16 protein-coding genes and 4 pseudogenes are annotated in these 17135 nt (G+C 63.0%); 8 read left to right on the forward strand and 12 right to left on the reverse strand.

Translation table 11 applies throughout. The annotated features are described in order from the left end of the window. Positions 1-32 precede the first annotated feature (32 nt). Positions 33-336 (forward strand): annotated as a pseudogene (locus tag ACVWYI_RS21525) (hypothetical protein). A gap of 5 nt (positions 337-341) precedes the next feature. Here the strand turns inward: ACVWYI_RS21525 and ACVWYI_RS21530 are convergent. Both ACVWYI_RS21530 and ACVWYI_RS21535 read right to left on the reverse strand, forming a co-directional pair. Further along, positions 342-575: a hypothetical protein gene (locus ACVWYI_RS21530; RefSeq protein WP_354047863.1), complete on the reverse strand. Its 234-nt coding sequence runs from the start codon at positions 573-575 to the stop codon at positions 342-344. 436 nt (positions 576-1011) lie between these two features. Further along, the gene (locus ACVWYI_RS21535; protein ID WP_247343380.1) at positions 1012-1179 is read right to left on the reverse strand and encodes a hypothetical protein; all 168 of its coding nucleotides are present in this window, start codon (positions 1177-1179) and stop codon (positions 1012-1014) included. A 190-nt stretch (positions 1180-1369) separates the two neighbouring features. Between ACVWYI_RS21535 and ACVWYI_RS21540 the strand changes: the two genes are divergently transcribed. From ACVWYI_RS21540 to ACVWYI_RS21550, 3 genes are all read left to right on the forward strand, one after another. After that, the gene (locus ACVWYI_RS21540) at positions 1370-1957 is read left to right on the forward strand and encodes a formyltransferase family protein (protein WP_456663137.1); all 588 of its coding nucleotides are present in this window, start codon (positions 1370-1372) and stop codon (positions 1955-1957) included. A gap of 184 nt (positions 1958-2141) precedes the next feature. Next, positions 2142-2486 carry a hypothetical protein gene (locus ACVWYI_RS21545; RefSeq protein ID WP_247343384.1) on the forward strand — a complete coding sequence of 115 codons (345 nt, stop codon included), beginning with the start codon at positions 2142-2144 and terminating at the stop codon, positions 2484-2486. Further along, a complete protein-coding gene (locus tag ACVWYI_RS21550) occupies positions 2431-2976 on the forward strand; it encodes a hypothetical protein (protein WP_456663138.1) in 546 nt (181 codons plus the stop codon). The genes ACVWYI_RS21545 and ACVWYI_RS21550 overlap by 56 nt, the downstream gene beginning before the upstream one ends. A gap of 53 nt (positions 2977-3029) precedes the next feature. Here the strand turns inward: ACVWYI_RS21550 and ACVWYI_RS21555 are convergent, their stop codons facing one another. Then, positions 3030-3428, reverse strand: a complete 399-nt coding sequence (locus tag ACVWYI_RS21555; RefSeq protein ID WP_354047867.1) for a RidA family protein — start codon at positions 3426-3428, stop codon at positions 3030-3032. A gap of 151 nt (positions 3429-3579) precedes the next feature. On the opposite strand from ACVWYI_RS21555, the gene ACVWYI_RS21560 reads away from it, so the two are divergent. Both ACVWYI_RS21560 and ACVWYI_RS21565 read left to right on the forward strand, forming a co-directional pair. After that, on the forward strand, positions 3580-4455 hold the full coding sequence (locus tag ACVWYI_RS21560) for a DMT family transporter (RefSeq protein WP_456663139.1): 876 nt from the start codon (positions 3580-3582) through the stop codon (positions 4453-4455). A gap of 194 nt (positions 4456-4649) precedes the next feature. Beyond that, entirely contained in the window at positions 4650-6068 is a 1419-nt protein-coding gene (locus tag ACVWYI_RS21565; protein ID WP_456663140.1) for a caspase family protein, read from the forward strand. Between the two features lie 78 nt (positions 6069-6146). Here the strand turns inward: ACVWYI_RS21565 and ACVWYI_RS21570 are convergent, their stop codons facing one another. The 3 genes from ACVWYI_RS21570 to ACVWYI_RS21580 all read right to left on the reverse strand — a co-directional run bounded on the left by ACVWYI_RS21570 (position 6147) and on the right by ACVWYI_RS21580 (position 8058). Then, positions 6147-6389, reverse strand: coding sequence for a BrnA antitoxin family protein (locus ACVWYI_RS21570; protein WP_354106467.1), 243 nt, complete (start codon positions 6387-6389; stop codon positions 6147-6149). Between the two features lie 3 nt (positions 6390-6392). Next, the gene (cysK, locus tag ACVWYI_RS21575) at positions 6393-7370 is read right to left on the reverse strand and encodes a cysteine synthase A (protein WP_456663141.1); all 978 of its coding nucleotides are present in this window, start codon (positions 7368-7370) and stop codon (positions 6393-6395) included. 541 nt (positions 7371-7911) lie between these two features. Then, positions 7912-8058: a hypothetical protein gene (locus ACVWYI_RS21580; protein ID WP_456663142.1), complete on the reverse strand. Its 147-nt coding sequence runs from the start codon at positions 8056-8058 to the stop codon at positions 7912-7914. A 530-nt stretch (positions 8059-8588) separates the two neighbouring features. Between ACVWYI_RS21580 and ACVWYI_RS21585 the strand changes: the two genes are divergently transcribed. Continuing rightward, positions 8589-9560 (forward strand): IS110 family RNA-guided transposase, encoded by a 972-nt coding sequence (locus tag ACVWYI_RS21585; RefSeq protein WP_456663143.1) that lies wholly within the window; start codon positions 8589-8591, stop codon positions 9558-9560. Positions 9561-10163: 603 nt separating this feature from the next. On the opposite strand, the gene ACVWYI_RS21590 is transcribed toward ACVWYI_RS21585, so the two are convergent. The 6 genes and pseudogenes from ACVWYI_RS21590 to ACVWYI_RS21615 form a co-directional block, all read right to left on the reverse strand. Continuing rightward, the gene (locus tag ACVWYI_RS21590; RefSeq protein ID WP_456663144.1) at positions 10164-11774 is read right to left on the reverse strand and encodes an MASE4 domain-containing protein; all 1611 of its coding nucleotides are present in this window, start codon (positions 11772-11774) and stop codon (positions 10164-10166) included. 44 nt (positions 11775-11818) lie between these two features. Further along, positions 11819-12232 carry a hypothetical protein gene (locus ACVWYI_RS21595; RefSeq protein ID WP_456663145.1) on the reverse strand — a complete coding sequence of 138 codons (414 nt, stop codon included), beginning with the start codon at positions 12230-12232 and terminating at the stop codon, positions 11819-11821. Positions 12233-12269: 37 nt separating this feature from the next. Further along, entirely contained in the window at positions 12270-13184 is a 915-nt protein-coding gene (locus tag ACVWYI_RS21600) for a DUF2950 domain-containing protein (RefSeq protein WP_456663146.1), read from the reverse strand. Further along, a pseudogene (locus ACVWYI_RS21605) lies at positions 13181-14837 on the reverse strand (DUF3300 domain-containing protein). The gene ACVWYI_RS21600 and the pseudogene ACVWYI_RS21605 overlap by 4 nt, the downstream one beginning before the upstream one ends. Before the next feature lie 270 nt (positions 14838-15107). Then, a pseudogene (locus ACVWYI_RS21610) lies at positions 15108-16085 on the reverse strand (HlyD family secretion protein). Beyond that, positions 16078-16494: pseudogene (locus tag ACVWYI_RS21615) on the reverse strand (hypothetical protein). Before ACVWYI_RS21615 ends, ACVWYI_RS21610 begins: the two co-directional pseudogenes overlap by 8 nt. 170 nt (positions 16495-16664) lie before the next feature. Between ACVWYI_RS21615 and ACVWYI_RS21620 the strand changes: the two are divergent. After that, a complete protein-coding gene (locus ACVWYI_RS21620; protein ID WP_247350941.1) occupies positions 16665-17120 on the forward strand; it encodes a hypothetical protein in 456 nt (151 codons plus the stop codon). Positions 17121-17135 lie beyond the last annotated feature (15 nt).

The following is a 17135-nucleotide window of genomic DNA, read 5'->3' on the forward strand; positions in this document are numbered from 1 at the left end:
GCAGGATAGATCTTCCGCAACGAACGCGCGCCATGGCCGATCTCAACGCCGTCCTCACCAGACTCAATGACCGTCTGCTCCGCCTCGAGGGCGAGCTGTTCGTGCTGCGCTCGCTGGCGCGCGCGACGCTGACGGCGGGCGACGAGCATGCGGCGCGGATGCGCAAAGCTGGTCGAGGCCGCAAAGGTGGCGCTTGACGACGAGGCCGCGCGCGCCCTCGACAAGCCGACGCGCAAATATGTCGATGCGGCGACCGCGCTGGTGGAGGAATTGCTGGTCGAGCCGACCACGGCACGGCCGTTGTTCACCGTCATCGACGGCGGCCGACGCGACTGAGCGCGTCAGATCGGATGCGTCGCGCCGAGGTCCGCGGATTCAGCCTTGAGCCGGCTGAGGCCCGCCTCGATGATCGCGATCTCATCGTCGATCTGACCGATCGGCAGGCTGAAATCGTAGCCGGACCTGCTCTTCAGGTCGACCGCGAGCCGCTGTCTGTGCATCATCAGCTGGTCGAGGCCGCGCCGGTTCTTCAGTCGGACATAGACGTCGACGATCTGCTCAATCGCGCTCGGCATGAAATCGGTCCCGGCAAAAAAGCCCGCACGACGCACCACGCCGGCGGGACAATTTCGGTGTCGCGGTACGCAATACAAATCCGCGACGGATTCGTCGATACGCCAAGCTGGTTGAGATCGTATTACCGTCCGATGATTTCGTGATGGCCCAGCACGAAAAAGCCGCTGGCGATCATGCCAGCGGCCAAAGCCGGGTTCGAAAACGGATACGGGTTGAAATTTCGCCGGCCCCGGTCGGTCCATGTTCTATCGGCAAACCGGGGTCCCGTATGTTAAAAACGAAACGCAGGAACCGGCATATTCATCACTTGCCGTCCGAGCGTGGCGGCGCGGCAACGCTAGTCCGTGACGCAGAAGTATGTACGCGGCAGCCTGCGGTAGGCGCTGTAGCGGTAATACGGCCGGTACGCGTAGCCGCGATAAAGTGCCGGCGGCTCTAAAAATTTGTCACCGGCCCTTCCGCGCAGCGATAGGTGTCCCAGGTCGGGCCGATGAAGGGCGCCACCTCAACCTCAGGCGGGACCGCCGGATAGGGTGGTCCGCCGGCGCGCGCCGGAGTGGTCGCGATCAGTGCCGCGAGAAGGACAAGCCACGCGCTTCGCATGCGCACGCTCCAAGCCGGTGCCAAGCGCCCATGGAAGCACCGGACCGGCCGGCTCCGCAATCGCCGAATTCATCGCGCATCTGGGCCCCGGTGCCTTGTTGATAACCGGCGCAAACGCCGCGCGGGTGGTGACAGGACGTCCGGACATGGTATCGGGAGATGACGCAGTTGCGAGACGGATCGGACCCCCATGCGCATTACCCTCGTCGGCTCCCGCCATTTCGGCGTGACCACCCTGAACATGTTCCGGGAGCACGGTGTCTCGATCGTTCGGGTCGTAGTGGCCGACGCGGAGGATCGCCTCGCCGCGGCAGCCCGGGCGGCAGGCATCGACGTCATGGTCCAGGCCGACCCCAAGCTGGTGATGGCCTCCGAGATCGCCCCCGACACCGATCTGATCGTCACCGCGCACAGCCATGCCCGGATCGGCAAGGACGCGATCGCCGCGGCGAAGCTGGGCGGGATCGGCTATCATCCCTCGCTGCTGCCGCGCCATCGCGGCAAGGCCGCCGTGGAATGGACTATCAAGGAAGGCGATCCGATCGCCGGCGGCACGATCTATCACCTCGCCGACCGCATGGACGCCGGCGCCATCGCCGCCCAGGAATGGTGCTTCGTCAAGAAGGGCGAGACGGCACGGGAGCTGTGGGAGCGCGCACTTGCCCCGCTCGGGCTCAAATTGCTGGCCGACGTGATCGACTATGCCAAGGTCCACAAGGCGCTGCCGTCCAAGATTCAGGACGAGCAGTTCGCGACCTCGGCGCCAGCTCTTTCCTGAGTCGATCTCCTGACGTTTACCCTTAACGTGAAGGGGCGTTGATTCTGCTTCGAAAATTGCAGCCGGAAATGCAAATAAACCGTTGTTTCCACTGGAACAATTTTCGATTTGGCATTGCAACAAATTTCCGTCACATTTGGTCCCAATAAGCGTCAGTATATCAGACAGATTCAAGGACCAATTCATGCGTTTTGCTCGCATTGCGGCGTTCTGTGCCGCCTCAGTTATCACCCTCGCCGCGCCCGCTTTCGCCCAGACCCCCTATGACGGCAACTGGCAGGTCACCATCGTCACCAAGAGCGGTTCCTGCGAGCCGACCGCAAGCTCGTTGCTGACCGTTGCCGACGGCAAGATCACCGCCCCCGGCGCTAACGTTTCCGGCACCATCGGCCGGGAGGGTCTTGTGAAAGTTTCGATCAATGGCGCATATGCCAACGGTCAACTCAGCGGCAACGCCGGATCGGGAAAGTGGAATGGAGCATCTGCAGGCATACCGTGCAGCGGGCGATGGCAAGCATCGCGCCAATAAGCAATTCGGGATCACCGGCCTAAGCCGGCGGCTTCTGATCGCGGCCGCCGTTTTATTTGCGGTGGGCTTTGCGAACTCTGAGAGCAAGGCGCAGTCCGGCCCGTTCGCCGCGCTTGCGGGCAGCTGGAGTGGCTCCGGCACGGTCACCCTGGATGACGGCTCGAGCGAGCGGATTCGCTGCCGGGCCAAATACATCCCGATCGGACCGACGATGGAGATGGCGCTGACCTGTGCCAGCGACGCCTACAAGTTCAACCTCGGCGCCAGCGTCAAGGCTGAAGGCAGCGCCATCGCCGGCAGCTGGTCCGAGGCCAGCCGCAACATCTCTGGCTCGCTTTCGGGCCGCGGCGCCGGAGGAAACTACGAGCTGGTCGCCTCCGCCGCCGGCTTCAACGCCAACATCTCGCTGAAGACGATCGGCAACAAGCAAATCGTCACGATGCGCGCCGACAGCCAGTTCCGCGGCGCCAACATCTCGCTGACGCGCTAAGCCGATACAAGCAAATTACAATCGACCCGGCGACCTCGCCGGGTCGTTTTTTTTTATGCGTTCGGCACGAACGCCGTGACCTCGATCTCGACCTTGGCCCGGTCGTCCACGAGACCGCCGATGTAGAGCAAGGTCGAGGGCGGGAAATTGCGCCCCAGCGTTTCCTTCCAGGCCGCGCCGATGCCGGCACCGGCTGCCTCATATTCGCTGCGGCTGGTCAGGTACCAGGTCAGGCGGACGATGTGCTCGGGGCCGGCGCCGGCCTCGCCCAGGAGCTTGATGATCCGCTTCAGCGCGGCCCCGACCTGCGCCGCCATGTCAGGCGCGTAATTGCCGGTCTCGTCGCCGCCGGTCTGCCCGGCCAGCACCACCCAGCGGCCCGGCCCCTCGGCCACGACACCATGGGAAAAGCCGCGCGGTTTTTTCCACTCGGCCGGCTGCAATATCTGCATGAGCGAAGCCCCTCCGTTTTTTGTCCTTGGTCGCTGATGCCTTAGCACGCCGCCGTGCATCGCTGCATCCGCAGATTTGGCCGTTGCAAACGGCGGCGATGTCGCCGATACCGGCCCTCCCTCAGGACCCTCGCCTCCCATACCAGCGCCGATGAACACGACACCGTCCAAAACGATGGCTGCCCTGTGGATGGCCGGCTGGCTGTCGCTGATGCTGGTCATGGCGGTGGCCGGGCGCGAGACCACGCGCGAGCTGAATGTTTTTCAAATCATGGAAGTGCGCTCGGTGATCGGGTTCACGCTCCTCCTGCCGATCATCTACCGGGCCGGAGGCTTCAAGGTGGTCGCGACCAAGCGCCTGCCCCAGCACCTCGCGCGCAACGGGGTCCATTATTTCGCACAGCTCGGCTGGTTCTACGCACTGACGCTGATCGGAATCGGCCAGGTGGTGGCAATTGAATTCACCATGCCGATCTGGACGGCGCTGCTGGCCGCAACTTTCCTGTCCGAACACATGAGCGTCTGGAAGATCGCCGCCATCGCGCTCGGCATCGTCGGCGTCGTCATGATCGTGCGGCCCGCCACGGGCGAGATCAATCCGGGCCAGTTGATCGCGCTGGGGGCCGCGATCGGCTTCAGCATCTCCATGATATTGGCGAAATCGCTGACCCGAACGGAGAGCGCATTGTCGATCCTGTTCTGGATGATTGTGGTGCAGTTTGTCGTGGGCCTGCTGCCGACGCTCTATGTCTGGACCTGGCCGTCGGCCTCCCTGTGGGGCTGGCTCTTCGTCATCGGCGTGTGCGGCACTTTCTCGCACTACTGCCTCGCCAGCGCGCTCCGGTACGCAGATGCGACCATCGTGGTGCCGATGGACTTTTTGCGGGTTCCACTCACGGCAACCGTCGGCTGGCTGCTCTATTCCGAGCGGCTCGATGCCTGGACCGTATTCGGCGCGGCGCTGATCCTGTGCGGTAATCTCCTGAATTTGAAGCCGACTTCAGCAGTTCCTGCCCGCGCGCAGTGAACCTCGCCCGGCCTCGCGCGACAAAACGAAGTGGGCGTGTGATTTGGATCACGTTGGACGGGCATTCGCTCGTGCGACAGTCCGCCGCTAAGCAACGGGTGACGGTCGTTTTGCTTGCACGGAGCCGGGCGATTTCGTGTAGGTTTGCTGCCAATTTGTTGCTGCCTGCAATTCGATTCTGTTGGGGATTTCAGATGCGCACTCTCACCCTCCTCGCTTCGCTGATGTGCATGGCGTTGTCGGTCAGCGCCGCGAAGGCCGACCGCCGTGTTGCCTTCGTCGTCGGCAACGGCACCTACAAGAATGTCGCGCAATTGCCGAACCCGCCGATCGACGCCAAGGCGATGGCGGCGACGCTGCGCAATGTCGGCTTCGATGTGATCGAAGGTTCAAACCTCACCCGCGACCAGATGACGGAGAAGCTGCTGGACTTCGGCCGCAAGGCGCAGGGCTCCGATGTCGCAGTGTTCTATTATGCCGGTCACGGCATCGCGGTCGGCGGCTCCAACTATCTCCTGCCGGTTGACGCCGACATCAAATCGGAGATGGACGTCAAGCTCGGTGCCGCCATCAACATCGACCTGACGCTGGAGCAGACCATGGGCGACGCCAAGGTCAAGCTCGTCTTCCTCGATGCCTGCCGCGACAATCCGTTCGCTGCCAAGATCAAGTCGAACTCCGCGACCCGCAGCGTCAACGTGCAGAGCGGTCTTGCCGAGATGAAGTCCGGCGAAGGCACGCTGATCGCGTTCGCCACCGGCCCGGGCCAGACCGCGCTCGACGGCCAGGAGGGCAACAACAGCCCGTTCACCCGTGCGCTGATCGACAACATCACCAAGCCTGGTATCGAGATCCAGCAGGCGATGACGTCGGTGCGCGCCCAAGTCAACGAGGAGACCCACAAGGGTCAGCTGCCCTGGGGCCACACCAATCTGATTGGCGCAGTGTATCTCAACCAGGCGCCCACGACCCAGGTTGCCAATGCGGCACCGACGGCGGCTGGCGTCGTGCCGGCGGCAACCAGCGGCAATTCGGACGGTGTCGAGCTCGAATACTGGCGCTCGGTCAAGGAGAGCAACAAGCCGGAAGAACTCAACGCCTACCTCTCCGCCTACCCAAACGGCCAGTTCAAGGCGCTGGCGCTGGCGCGGCTCGCCGCGATCAAGAGCGGCCCGTCGACGACGACCCGTAACCTGAACGCTGGTGTCGATCCCGCGACCTTCACCGACGACGCCAGCCAGCTGACCGAGGACCAGATCGGCCTCGACAAAGGTCAGCGCCGCGACGTGCAGCGCCGCCTGACGGGGCTCGGCTTCGACATCAAGGTCACCGGTGCCTTCAGCGACGACACCCGTACGGTGCTCAAGCGCTGGCAGGCGGCACGTGGCTATCCGTCGACCGGCTATCTCAACAAGCTCCAGCACAAGGCCTTGCTCTCCGAGATCGTGGCCACCACGCCGACCGCGAGCGACGAAAGCGCGAAACCGGCCCGGCGCGCCAGCGCCCCTGCCCCGAGCGCACCGGCCCAGCATCGCAGCGGCGGCGGCGATCCCGGCGCGGCCTTCGTCGGCGGTGTCGTCGGCGGCATGATGGGCGGCATGTTCCGCCGTTGAGGCGAGGACCAGATCGCAAGCACAAAAGCCCGGTTCGCGCCGGGCTTTTTCGTTGCGAGTCCCTCAGCCAGCTGGCGCCTACTTCCCAGCGGCTTTCCGCAACGCGTCGTTGATGCGGTCTTGCCAGCCGGGTCCACCTGCCTGGAAATGCTCCAGCACGTCCTGATCGATCCGCAAGGTGACCTGCTCCTTGACCCCCGGCGCTACATTCTGCTTCGGCGGCGCCACTGCGACCTTGGTCGTCACCTTCTTGAACGCCGCCTCGGCCTCGGTCCTGGCATCGCCGAGCGTGCGCGGCCGCCTCGGTGGTTGATCAGCCATGTCCTAGATTCCCTCAAACAGTGCCGTCGAAAGATACCGCTCGGAGAAGGACGGCACTATAGCCAGGATGGTTTTTCCCGCAGCTTCCGGCCGCTTGCCGATCTGTAGCGCAGCCGCAATGGCAGCGCCGGAGGAGATGCCGCCAGGAATACCCTCATGCCGCGCCAGCGCGCGGGAGGCCTCGATCGCCGTCGTCGAGTTGATCTTGACGATCTCGTCGATCACGGAACGGTCGAGGATGTCGGGGACGAAGCCGGCGCCGATACCCTGGATCTTGTGCGGCGTGTGCTGGCCGCCCGACAGTATCGGACTTTCCTCGGGCTCGACCGCGACCACCCGCAGCGAGGGCTTGCGCGGCTTCAGCACCTGGCCGACGCCGGTGATGGTGCCGCCGGTGCCGACGCCAGCGACGAAGAAATCGATATTGCCGCCGGTGTCGTTCCAGATCTCCTCCGCGGTGGTACGGCGATGCACCTCGGGATTGGCGAGATTCTTGAACTGCTGCGGCATCACCGAATTCGGCGTCGTCTTCAACAGCTCTTCGGCCGTCGCGATCGCGCCCTTCATGCCCTGCGCCGCCGGTGTCAGCACGAGCTCAGCGCCGAGAAAAGCCAGCATCTTGCGCCGTTCGATCGACATCGACTCCGGCATGACCAGCTTGAGCCTGTAGCCGCGCGACGCCGCGACGAAGGCCAGCGCGATGCCGGTATTGCCGGAGGTCGGCTCGATCAGCACGGTGTCGGGCTTGACGATGCCGGCCTTCTCCATGGCGATGATCATGGCCGCGCCGATGCGGTCCTTCACGCTGGCGGCCGGATTGAAGTATTCAAGTTTTGCCAAAATGGTCGCGTTCACGCCGTGCATGGCCGGCAGCCGTCGCAGGCGAACGACCGGCGTGTCGCCAAAAGCATCGACGATCGAGTCGTAGATCCGGCCGCGGCCGGGTTGGTGCGCTGCACCCGTGCTGGACGATGCGTCCATGATGAACTCCGTGTGACGACAATTTGCGCTTCTGTCGCGTCTCTTGCGCAGTTACAGACAGCCTGCGACGACAGGCAAGCGACATTGCGGCAACATGTTAAATACGCTGCATCGCAAAATCGCGTGAGCTTTAATTATCAGAAAACCAACGCATTGGCGGGATTTGAGCAATCTCAATGGCTTCCCAAAAGCCGTTTCCCAATTCCGTTCCATGCCTGTTCAGGCTGTTGTTTGTGAGATGCCAAGGGCCGCCCTCGCCTTTCTGGGCTCGCCCCATCGCATCGGCGGTTGAGCCTTTCACCCTCCATCAGGTCGGCCTTGTTTGGATTGTTCACAGAGCGATAGCGCGCAATCCGATCCAAAGCAGTTTCCATAGAAGGATCACCACACCAACGGCTCCGATCACCATCAACCAAACAATTGCAGATGAGAATGTCGGCTGGCTCACGATGGCCCCTCCGGTTCGCCGCCCTCAAGCGGCAACCTCTTTCATGCAATTGTCGACAATCCACCGTGCAGCAATCGAGAGCGACCCGCGCCGTCAATTGAACAGCCGCCTGCTCAAATTGATGATGAAGCCGGCGGGCACGCCGGTAATGGCCCCGACGAGCCCATAGCCCATAGCTGGCAATATGCCGCCAGTGACCGCGCCGAGAAAGAAGCCGATACCGCAGCATAGGATCAGCATACCTATGATTGTCTGATCGTTGCGCTCCTCCGCCCGGTGGAGTTGCCGCTGCCGAAGGCTATGGATGTAAGGGCCGGTTGGTTCGGCCGAGCCGCAACGCGGACAATGCCGTGCTGAGAACGACACTTGGCCGCCGCAGTCGTGACACGAGACCAGTTCCTTGAGCTTGTGTGCGTGCCCCTACTCGCAATGGTAGCCAGTTCGGTCCAGTCGCGCCAGCTTGCTCCCCAGTCTGGGGCAAACTCGAACGCCCGGAGCGGCTTTCTTGATGGCGGATTGTCCACACCTACGACAAGCAGTAGCTCGGCGCCGTACCCACCTTGTATTAGCGCGCCGGACTAGGATGGCCACGTTCCGTGAGGAATGGCCCAGCCCGGGTGGCCACCTGAGCTGGGCCGCCGATCGATCGGATCGATGCCCACCGAAGCCTTGAGGGCTGCGTTTTGTAGCAAGATCGCGGTCGGCACTTCATCGGGACCCGCATGGTTGAACGAATTTCAGGTTCGCATCACAAGGGAGGGTCGAGGAAGATGGCCAAGCGTATCATGATCTGTGCCGGGATCGATACCGGCAAACGCAAGCTCGATGTGGCGCTCGATGGCAGTTCCGAGCGGATCCAGGTCGAGAACACACCGGAAGGCTATGTCGAGCTGCTGGAATGGTTGCAGCGCCACAAGGTGACGCGGGTTGGGATCGAAGCGAGTGGCGGCTATGAGCAGGCGGTGGTTGCCGCACTGCGACGCAAGCGGCTTGTGGTCGTCGTGTTTCAGCCGGCCCAGGTGCGCGCCTATGCGACGTTCCTGCTGCAGCGGGTCAAGAACGACAGGATCGACGCGGTGCTGATTGCTGCCTGCACCGCCGCAGTCAAGAAGATCCATCCTGCTCCGGATCCCCGCCTGCAGCCCTTTGCCGAGTATCTGACGATGATCGAACAGCTCGGCGAGGATATCGCAAAGCTCAAGAACCGGCTCGAGAGCTGTCGTAACCAGCATATCCAGAAGCTCTGGAAGGAGCAGATTGCGCTCTTGGCCAAGCACAAACGAGCCGAGTTCAAGGCTCTGCTTGCGGCGATCCGCAAGCATCGCGATCTCGCTGCGCGGCTCGATCTGATCCACAGCGTCGGCGGCAGCGGCCTGCCGACGGCGGTTACCATCCTGATCCGAATGCCCGAGATCGGCCAGATCACGCGGGAGCAGGCCGCAGCCCTGGCTGGGCTTGCGCCTTACGACGACGACAGCGGCAATCACCTCGGCGGCCGTCACATCGATGGCGGGCGCGAGCGCTTGCGCCGGGCGCTCTATACCGCTGCACTACCGGCATCCTTCCGCTGGAATCCGCAGCTCATAGCCCTGTACAAACGGTTGATCGCTGCTGGAAAGGGCCACAAGCGCGCGCTCGTCGCCTGTGCGAGGAAGCTGCTCGTCATCATCAACGCCGTCGCCGCTCGCGGGACACCGTGGCTAGCCGCCCTCCCAGAAGCCGCGAGCACGCCGACGACCTGATCTCGTTTCTTTGTTCGGCCGAGCCACCGCTTCTTCGTCCCGACCTGCCATCGCAACGACGCCGCGCGCCGCGGCCGTCAAGGCTGGCCGTCGCTTCGGCCTCACCCCATCCCCGCTGCTGCCAGGCCACGCCTTGACGGCTGCAAGCACGGCATCATGCTGCACCGGCAGTCGGACCTCGCTTTAATGGTTGCTCCTACCTATCGATAATTGGCCAGCCGGTTTGGCGCGGGTTTGATCGCGAGATGCGCAAACCTGCCCGCCGCGAAACCCGCAGATTTCCCGATAGCTGCTCCGAAGATCACACTGGGCAAGATACTTGACCGGGGTTCACGGTCTCATCGTCTTCTGCCAGGGCGACAAGTGCAGCCACAAGGTCTTGCTGATGCGCGAGGTGGTTGACCAGTGCCCGGGCGAGCCTCTCTGTTCTTGGGCCCCGCTTCGTCTGCCAGGTTTGCGGAAGCGCTTCGCCATTCTCAGGCGAGCCAGCGAGCCCAGCATGGGAGTTGGCGCCTCGGCGCAGGCGCCGGTGAAGATGAGGTGAGGCTGCGAGCTTCTGCGCGCCCCATTTCCGCACGCGCTTCGTGCAACCCACGATCTCCGCTACGGCGCGCTTGGCGCCCTCACAGGCAGGGAAATCTCGAAAGTCGACCCCCGAGGGCTCGATTCCGCGAGAACCAACCTGCCCTCATATCTTTCGACAATCGTGCGGCAGATCGCGAGGCCTAGTCCCATGCCCGCTGGCTTGGTCGTGAAGAACGCCTCAAATATGCGGCCCTGGTCCTCTGGATGCACTCCGGCCCCGGTGTCTTGGACGAACAGGACAACGGATGATCCTCCTTCGAGGCGGGTCCCGACGTTCAATAGGCGGCCATCAGGGGGCATGAAGCTCATCACCTCGATTGCGTTTTTCACCAAGTTCAAAATCACCTGCTGCAATTGCGCAGGATCCGCTCGGACCAGCGGGCTTTCAACTCGAAAATCGGTCACGACCGACACTTCGTTGAACTGCAGATCGTGCTGCAGCAACCTCAAGACGTGCCCCGTAACATCCTCGACGCTGATCGTAGCCGGTTGATCGGTGGAATCCTTGAACAGCCCGCGAACGCTCGCGATTGTCGCGTCAACCCTGAGGCTTGCGTCTTCGATGTCCTTGAGAATGACGCCGACCTCCTCCAATGGCGGAGGCTTGACAAGAAGCAGCTTGAGAACCGTACTAGCATTCAACGTGATCGAACCCAACGGCGACCTGATTTCATGCGCAATTGCCGCGGTGGCGGCGTCGATGCTCACCAGGCGGTTGGCTCGCTCTCGCCGCTGCAATGTCAGAGCGCTCGCCAGCCGCGCGTAAAGCACGGTCATTTCGGTCAGCAAGACCGAGAGCAGCAAGCAGCTTGCGACCAGCGCGAAGCCGCGAGCCGCATACCAACCCACGGAAAACCGCGCCGAGCTCGCGACGGCGGCGACCAGAAAGTTGGGCAGCCACGCCAACAAGGTCACCATCAGCCACAGATCAAGCACTGTCCCCCTGCGGATAAACAGCAGCAAGAGCACAAATGCGCCGAGAAAGAACAGCGCGACGTTGATTTGATTGCCAAGCCGAGTCTGTGTCGTGACGTTTGTCGTGTAGAAGCTGGGCAGATGCTCTACACCGGCGGTCACAAGCCACGACAGCACAGCCACTGTCCCGATCACGCACGCAAGTGTGAGTGCTATTCCTGGGGGCGTCGACCTGGAGGAGGTCTCGTTGGTCTCCTTCAGCAGTGCGTACCCGAGGATGCTGAGGGCGAATGTGGTGTGCCACAGAACGAAAAACCACGCCGGGGTATTGTAGCCGTCACCTATGATTCCATTTGGGGCATAGCCGCCCGGGAAGCTCAACGTCTGCAAGAATGCAAACGAGGCACTGAAGAGATAGCCGCTCGCAACGGCCGGCAACGCGCGATGCGGCTGCACCGAATATTGGGCGAATAGCAGGATTGCCGTGAGAAGATCGGCTGCGCTCAGGACCGTTTGAAGAACCGGAACGAAGCTGTCTATTCTGCCGATCTGGATGTGCGCAAACGGCGCCACCAGCGCCGCGACCGTGACAATAGCGATAACGACGCCAACAGCTATGGCCCGCTGTCGCGGCGTCGCGGGAATCAATGCGACTACGGCAGGAAGATCGCGCTCTGTTGCGGATGCATACCGGAGCGTTTCAGCTTTCAGCATTGGATCGCACCGCCTCGCACCGAGCAACTGGATTGACTATATCGTCACTCCTTCAGCGATATCGTAATCTCGCTCAGATTGGCGGCGAACTCCAGACCGGCTTTTGGACCTTGCAGTACGATCACGACGCCCTTGTCGTTGCGCAGGTGAACGCCGTTCAGTCCCCCGAGCAGGGCGGCGCCACCTCCCACGGAAGTGTAGGTGCCAGCGAAATCGCCGACGTCGCGGATGCCAGACGCCCAGCCATCGAGCCGGCCGATCGTGGCGCCGGCGGTGATGCCAAAGCTCATGCCCGTGATCTTGAATGGATGGGTCTTGCCGCGATAGGTCAGCACGCCGCTGCCGGCGCCACCGCCGACCAAGAGGCCGGCCTTGACGATCCTGGCGCGGACATGGCCGGCGGCCTGTGCAAAGGCCTGCGTGCACGGCGCCGCAAACCCGAGTACCAAGAGGAGCATCGTGATCAGGCGAGACACCCGCGGGCGCGTCCTCGATTCAGGGCTTTGCGGCATCCGCCTTCTTCCAGGTTTGATCGGGATCGAACAACGTGGTGCGCGGGGCGACGAAATCGGTCCGGCTGCCGAGATCCTTCTCGTACACGGTCCCGGCATGGTTCACCAGGAAGGTCATTACGCCGGAATTGCCGTACTCGGCGGGCCAGGCGATCAGCGCAAAGCCGCCGATCATCTTGCCCTTTACGACGTAGTTGAGCGCGCCGCCGGGGGCATCAGACCCCTGCCCCTTCAGAATGCGGAAGTAGTAGCCGTGGTAGGGCGCCGGCCCCTCGCCCGGCTTGTACCCTTCGGCAGATGCCTCCGCGACCAAGGCCCCCAGAGGACTGGGATCGCTGTCGTCGCGCCAGAACAGGCCGTCTTTGTTGCCGGGCGCGGACAGGAAGCGCTGCGCGTAGACGCCAGCGCCAGCGCCGCGATCCTTGTCGGCATATTCGTTCTGGGCATCGACATAGGCGAGCGCGGTTTGGATCGCATCGAGCTCGTTACGGCCAATGCGGCGGCGAAGCACCTCGATGCGTCCCTCGTCAGTGTCGAACTCCCAGCCCGTCTTGGTGTTGACGAGAGGGATCGGGAACGGAAAGTCGTCGGGCCCAAGCAGCAGAGTGGCCTTCTTGTTTCCCTCGGTCTTGATCGCGTGCCTGGCGTCGTACATCGAGATGAAGCGCGCGCGGATGTCTGCATCGGCGACCTCATCGCCGGACGAGACGATATCGTCCGCCGATCTGCCTAGCACCTTCAGAATATCCCGCGGGCCGCTCTTGGCCGCCGCGGCCAGTGCCGATGCGGCCTCCTCCGGCGTCGGATACGATTGCTGCGCGAGAGCCGCCGTGCTCATCAACGCGATTGTCATGATGCCCGACAGTGCGACGCGACAAAGTGACTTCAGGCCGATCATGGCAACACCTCCGCAGGAATCCTCGCGCCGCTCTCGAGCCAATCGCGGTAGGTGCGGAATTTCAGCCCGAGCTTTTCGTAGTAGACCCGAAGGTAGCCGTCGCCGCCGCGGGTCACCGCATCCGGCATCATACGCTCGACCTCCTGCGCCATGACGCCGACATAGGCCTTATGGCTGCCGATGTAGGAGAAGCGGTAGTAGCCGAGCCCGCTGGCGAGATTCCCGAGCAGAACGATGTCGTGCTTCAGCGCGATGTCGGACCGGCGGCCACCACCCCCACCGCCGCGGCCACCTCCGCCGCCGCCACCGTGGAATCCGCCACCTCCGCCGCCCCCGCGCCCGGCGAAGCTCGGTGCGCCGCCGCCGCCACGTGGCATGCTCGCCATGCTGGACCGTCCGCGCGCCGATGCCGCGGCTGCCGACCGGCCGGAGGAGACGTTCATGGCGCCGCCGCGGTTGCCGCCGCTGGGCCGGTTGCCGGCACCGCCGCCGGCGCGGTTGGCGGTCTTTGCGCGGTCGCCGCCGGCCTTGGCACGATCACCACCGCCCTTGGCGCGATCGCCACCACCCTTGGCGCGATCGCCGGCGCCGGCGCGGTCGCCGCCACTGGACCGGTCCCGCGTGCCCGCACGGTCGCTCGCTCCGGCACGATCTCTACGATCCCCTGCGCGATCGCCGGCTCGGTCTCCCGCACCCTGATTGGGGCGCAGCACCTGATTTCCGTCGCGACCGCGGAAATCCTGCCGGTCCGAAGCCCCGGCCTTCAGGTTGTTGTTGCCAAAGCGCTGCTGAACATTGGTGTTGTTGTAGCGCACGCCCCCTCGATGCGCCGCATTGTGCTGCCAGCCGGTATTGATGTTGGCGGTCCGGTGGTTGACGTAGACGTTGCGATTGCCCCAATTGCAGCCGCCACCCCAGTAATTGCCCCAGCGTCCGATCGCCCAAGCCGTGCCGAACGCGAGGCCTGCGGCCACCACACCAGGCACCGATATAGGACGGATACCCAAAATAGTAGGGCGGATACTCGGCATAGGGCCAACTGCCGTAAACAGTCGCCGGATCGTAATACGGCACGTAAACCGCATCCGGATCGGCCTGCTGAATGACGACGACCTGTTTGTTGTCCTGAGTCTGGACGCTGATCTTCTGCTGCTTGGTGGTTACCAGCTTCTTGTTGTCATAGGCCTTGGTGCGCAGCCGCTGGATCGCGTCCATCACATCGGGCTGCTGGGCGAGAAAGGCATCGCCGAGGTTCTTGGTCCATTCGAGCTTGTCGCTCATCATCGTGAGCACGTCGGCGGTGCTTGCAAGCGCCTTGACGCTGTCGTCCCAGGCCTGCTTGTCGACCTCCGCCTTCAGTGCATCGCCCTTCAAGGTCTTGCGCTCCTTCAGCCAGCGGTCGGCCTGGACCACCTCCAGCGGATAGGTCGAGGCAGCCAACACGTTGGCCAGGAGTTCGTCGGGATAGAGCGCGATCGGCGCGACCAGCGCTTCGAGTTGCTCGGGCTTCAGAAGCTCGACGGTCGGTGCCGGCGGATTTGCAGGCTGCGCCTGCGCGCTCGGGGCCGCCGGTGTTGTCGTCTGCGCCGTCGCAGCTGCGGGGACCGCCACCACCAGCGCAAGCGCCATCAGGGTTTTGCCGAAGCGAGACATCAGAGCCTCCATTGCACTTTCTGTCGGGTAGGATCGAGCCGAGGTATGGGCGCTTGTTGATCGAGATCAACGAAACGGCGCACATGCTCCGCTGCATCGCGAGATTGGCGCGTCGTTCCAGCAATTCGGGATCTACCGGGGCGGATGTCGGCTGTCAGTGAATGATCGGGAGCCCAATCGTGAACAGCGCCCGCCCGCTGGCTCGTGCGGAGCAGAACGCAAGCTGCACCGAGCAGGAGCATGATCGAGGAGAGCGACTTCAGTTCCTCGTCAGTGCCCGCTCAGCACGAGCGTCTTGATGGGCAGCAGCAGCGCCTGGATGCGCAGCAGCGCCTGGATGCGCAGCAGCAGCGCATGCACGAGACCAACGCCGTCGAGAACGTGCAGCGCTATCTTCCGGGCGGTACCGGTCTCCGTCGCAGAGATTTCGTCGTGATTGCTGGTGTAGGCGTTGACGATGCAGGCGCTGCCGGGCGTGACCCCGTCAAGGCCGCCCTTATAGAGCGGCTCGAGGAACACCAGAATACTGCCTGGTCGAACGGCATTCTGCGCCTCGATCAGCTGTTCGCCGGAGCGGAACTGTCCGGCGGCGATGTAGTCCTGCACGGTCGTAATCACCATGGGGATGATGACCCATGGCTTCGAGATGCACGTCGCTTCGGCCAGCATGCCCGTTTTCATCACCTGCGCTTCGATCTGACCAAACCCTCCCTGAAGCGCCTTGCGACCGGCGCCCTCCGGCACGAGGATGCCGGCCGGCCGCATCAACTGGTTGACGACGTCGCGCTGCGGAACGATGCCGGGATTGCGGCGCTGGAGATCGCGCTTGACCTCGAGCTCGTCGCCGACCTGCTGGTAATTAGCTTTAGCCTCTGCAATCTGTGCCTCGGCCTTGACTACATCCGCCTGTGCCGTCTGCATGGCGGCATCGACCTCGGCGACCTTCCGCTTCGCCGTTTCGTACGCCGCCTGCTGCATGGAGCTGTCGAGCGTGAACAGCACGTCTCCCTTGGTGACGGGCGCACTGAAGCCAACCTTGACATCGGCGACACGGCCCGAACCTTCAGGCAGAATCGGCACGGTACGAAAATAGAGCGGTTGCCGACGAGGTCGCCGGATGGAAGTAAAAGATCATCGTGATCAGCGATACAGTCAGCATCAGGCACCGAAGCGCTTACCCTGAACGTAGTGTCGGTAGAGGTAGTCGGGCAGGATCGTCAAAAGGGAGCAGATCATGAGCTCAAGCATGGCTATGCTCCCTTTCCCGGGTCGTATCCGGCTTGTTCGTTGGAGCGGGAGCTGATCCGAGTCGCGCCGGCTCGTCCTCTCCGGGCGTCACATCGGCGATCTTCTCGACGGAATTGGCGATGCTGCGCAGTGGCGTTCCAAGGTCGGGGATGTCGATCAGGGCAAGCAGCAAGCCCGCAATCCAAAAGACGTGCATTTGCGCGAACAGCGAGATCAGGCCGAGCACGGCCACGATCTCGAATTGCAGCTTCTGCGACTTGTGCGCCATCCGTTCCGGCAGGCTGTGCAGGCGCCAGTAGAGCGTGCCGGCTCAAAATATGATGCCGATCAGGACCAGCGCCATCATCAACATCAGAGTATCGATCCCGCTTCTCGGTGCGAGATAAAAAGGCAGATGAGACGGCGCCATCGGATGAATCTGGTCGCTCAACTAACTCTCTCCCAATCAAGAAATCGCTCTGAGCCGAATGTGGGCAACCGCATCCTGGGGTTTGCTTGATTTGAATCAAGGGAACGCCCGTTGCCCGACCTAGCCTTACGCGAATGCTGATCGTGCACAGTCTGTCAGGAGCCACAGCCATGTCCGGCCTCGATGATCTCATTCCGAACGCCGCCCAGATCCGGAAAGAAGCCGCTGTCAAGGAGGCCGAAAAGGCCGAGGAATTTGTCCGCATCGCAGCGGCTGCCGAGGCCGAGAAGCGCGCGCTCATTGACCGGCTGAGCAAGCCCTCCGGCAAGACCGAGGAGGAAAAGATCAAGCTCGCTTCGACCATCATCCAACGTGCGGTGCGAAACGGTCTGACCGAGGTCCTGGTCTATCGCTTCTCCAACACGCTGTGCACGGACAAGGGTCGCGCCATCAACCAGATGGAAAAAGGCTGGGAGAACACGCTGACGGGAATCCCCAAAGAGATATTCCAGCTTTGGACCGACTACCTGAAGCCGCGCGGCTATCGCATCGCCTACCAGATCATCGATTTTCCGGGCGGCATGCCGGGCGATGTCGGCGTGACGATCTCTTGGGGAGATGATTGAGCGCACCTCGACGGC

The organism is Bradyrhizobium sp. LB13.1, assembly GCF_054056815.1.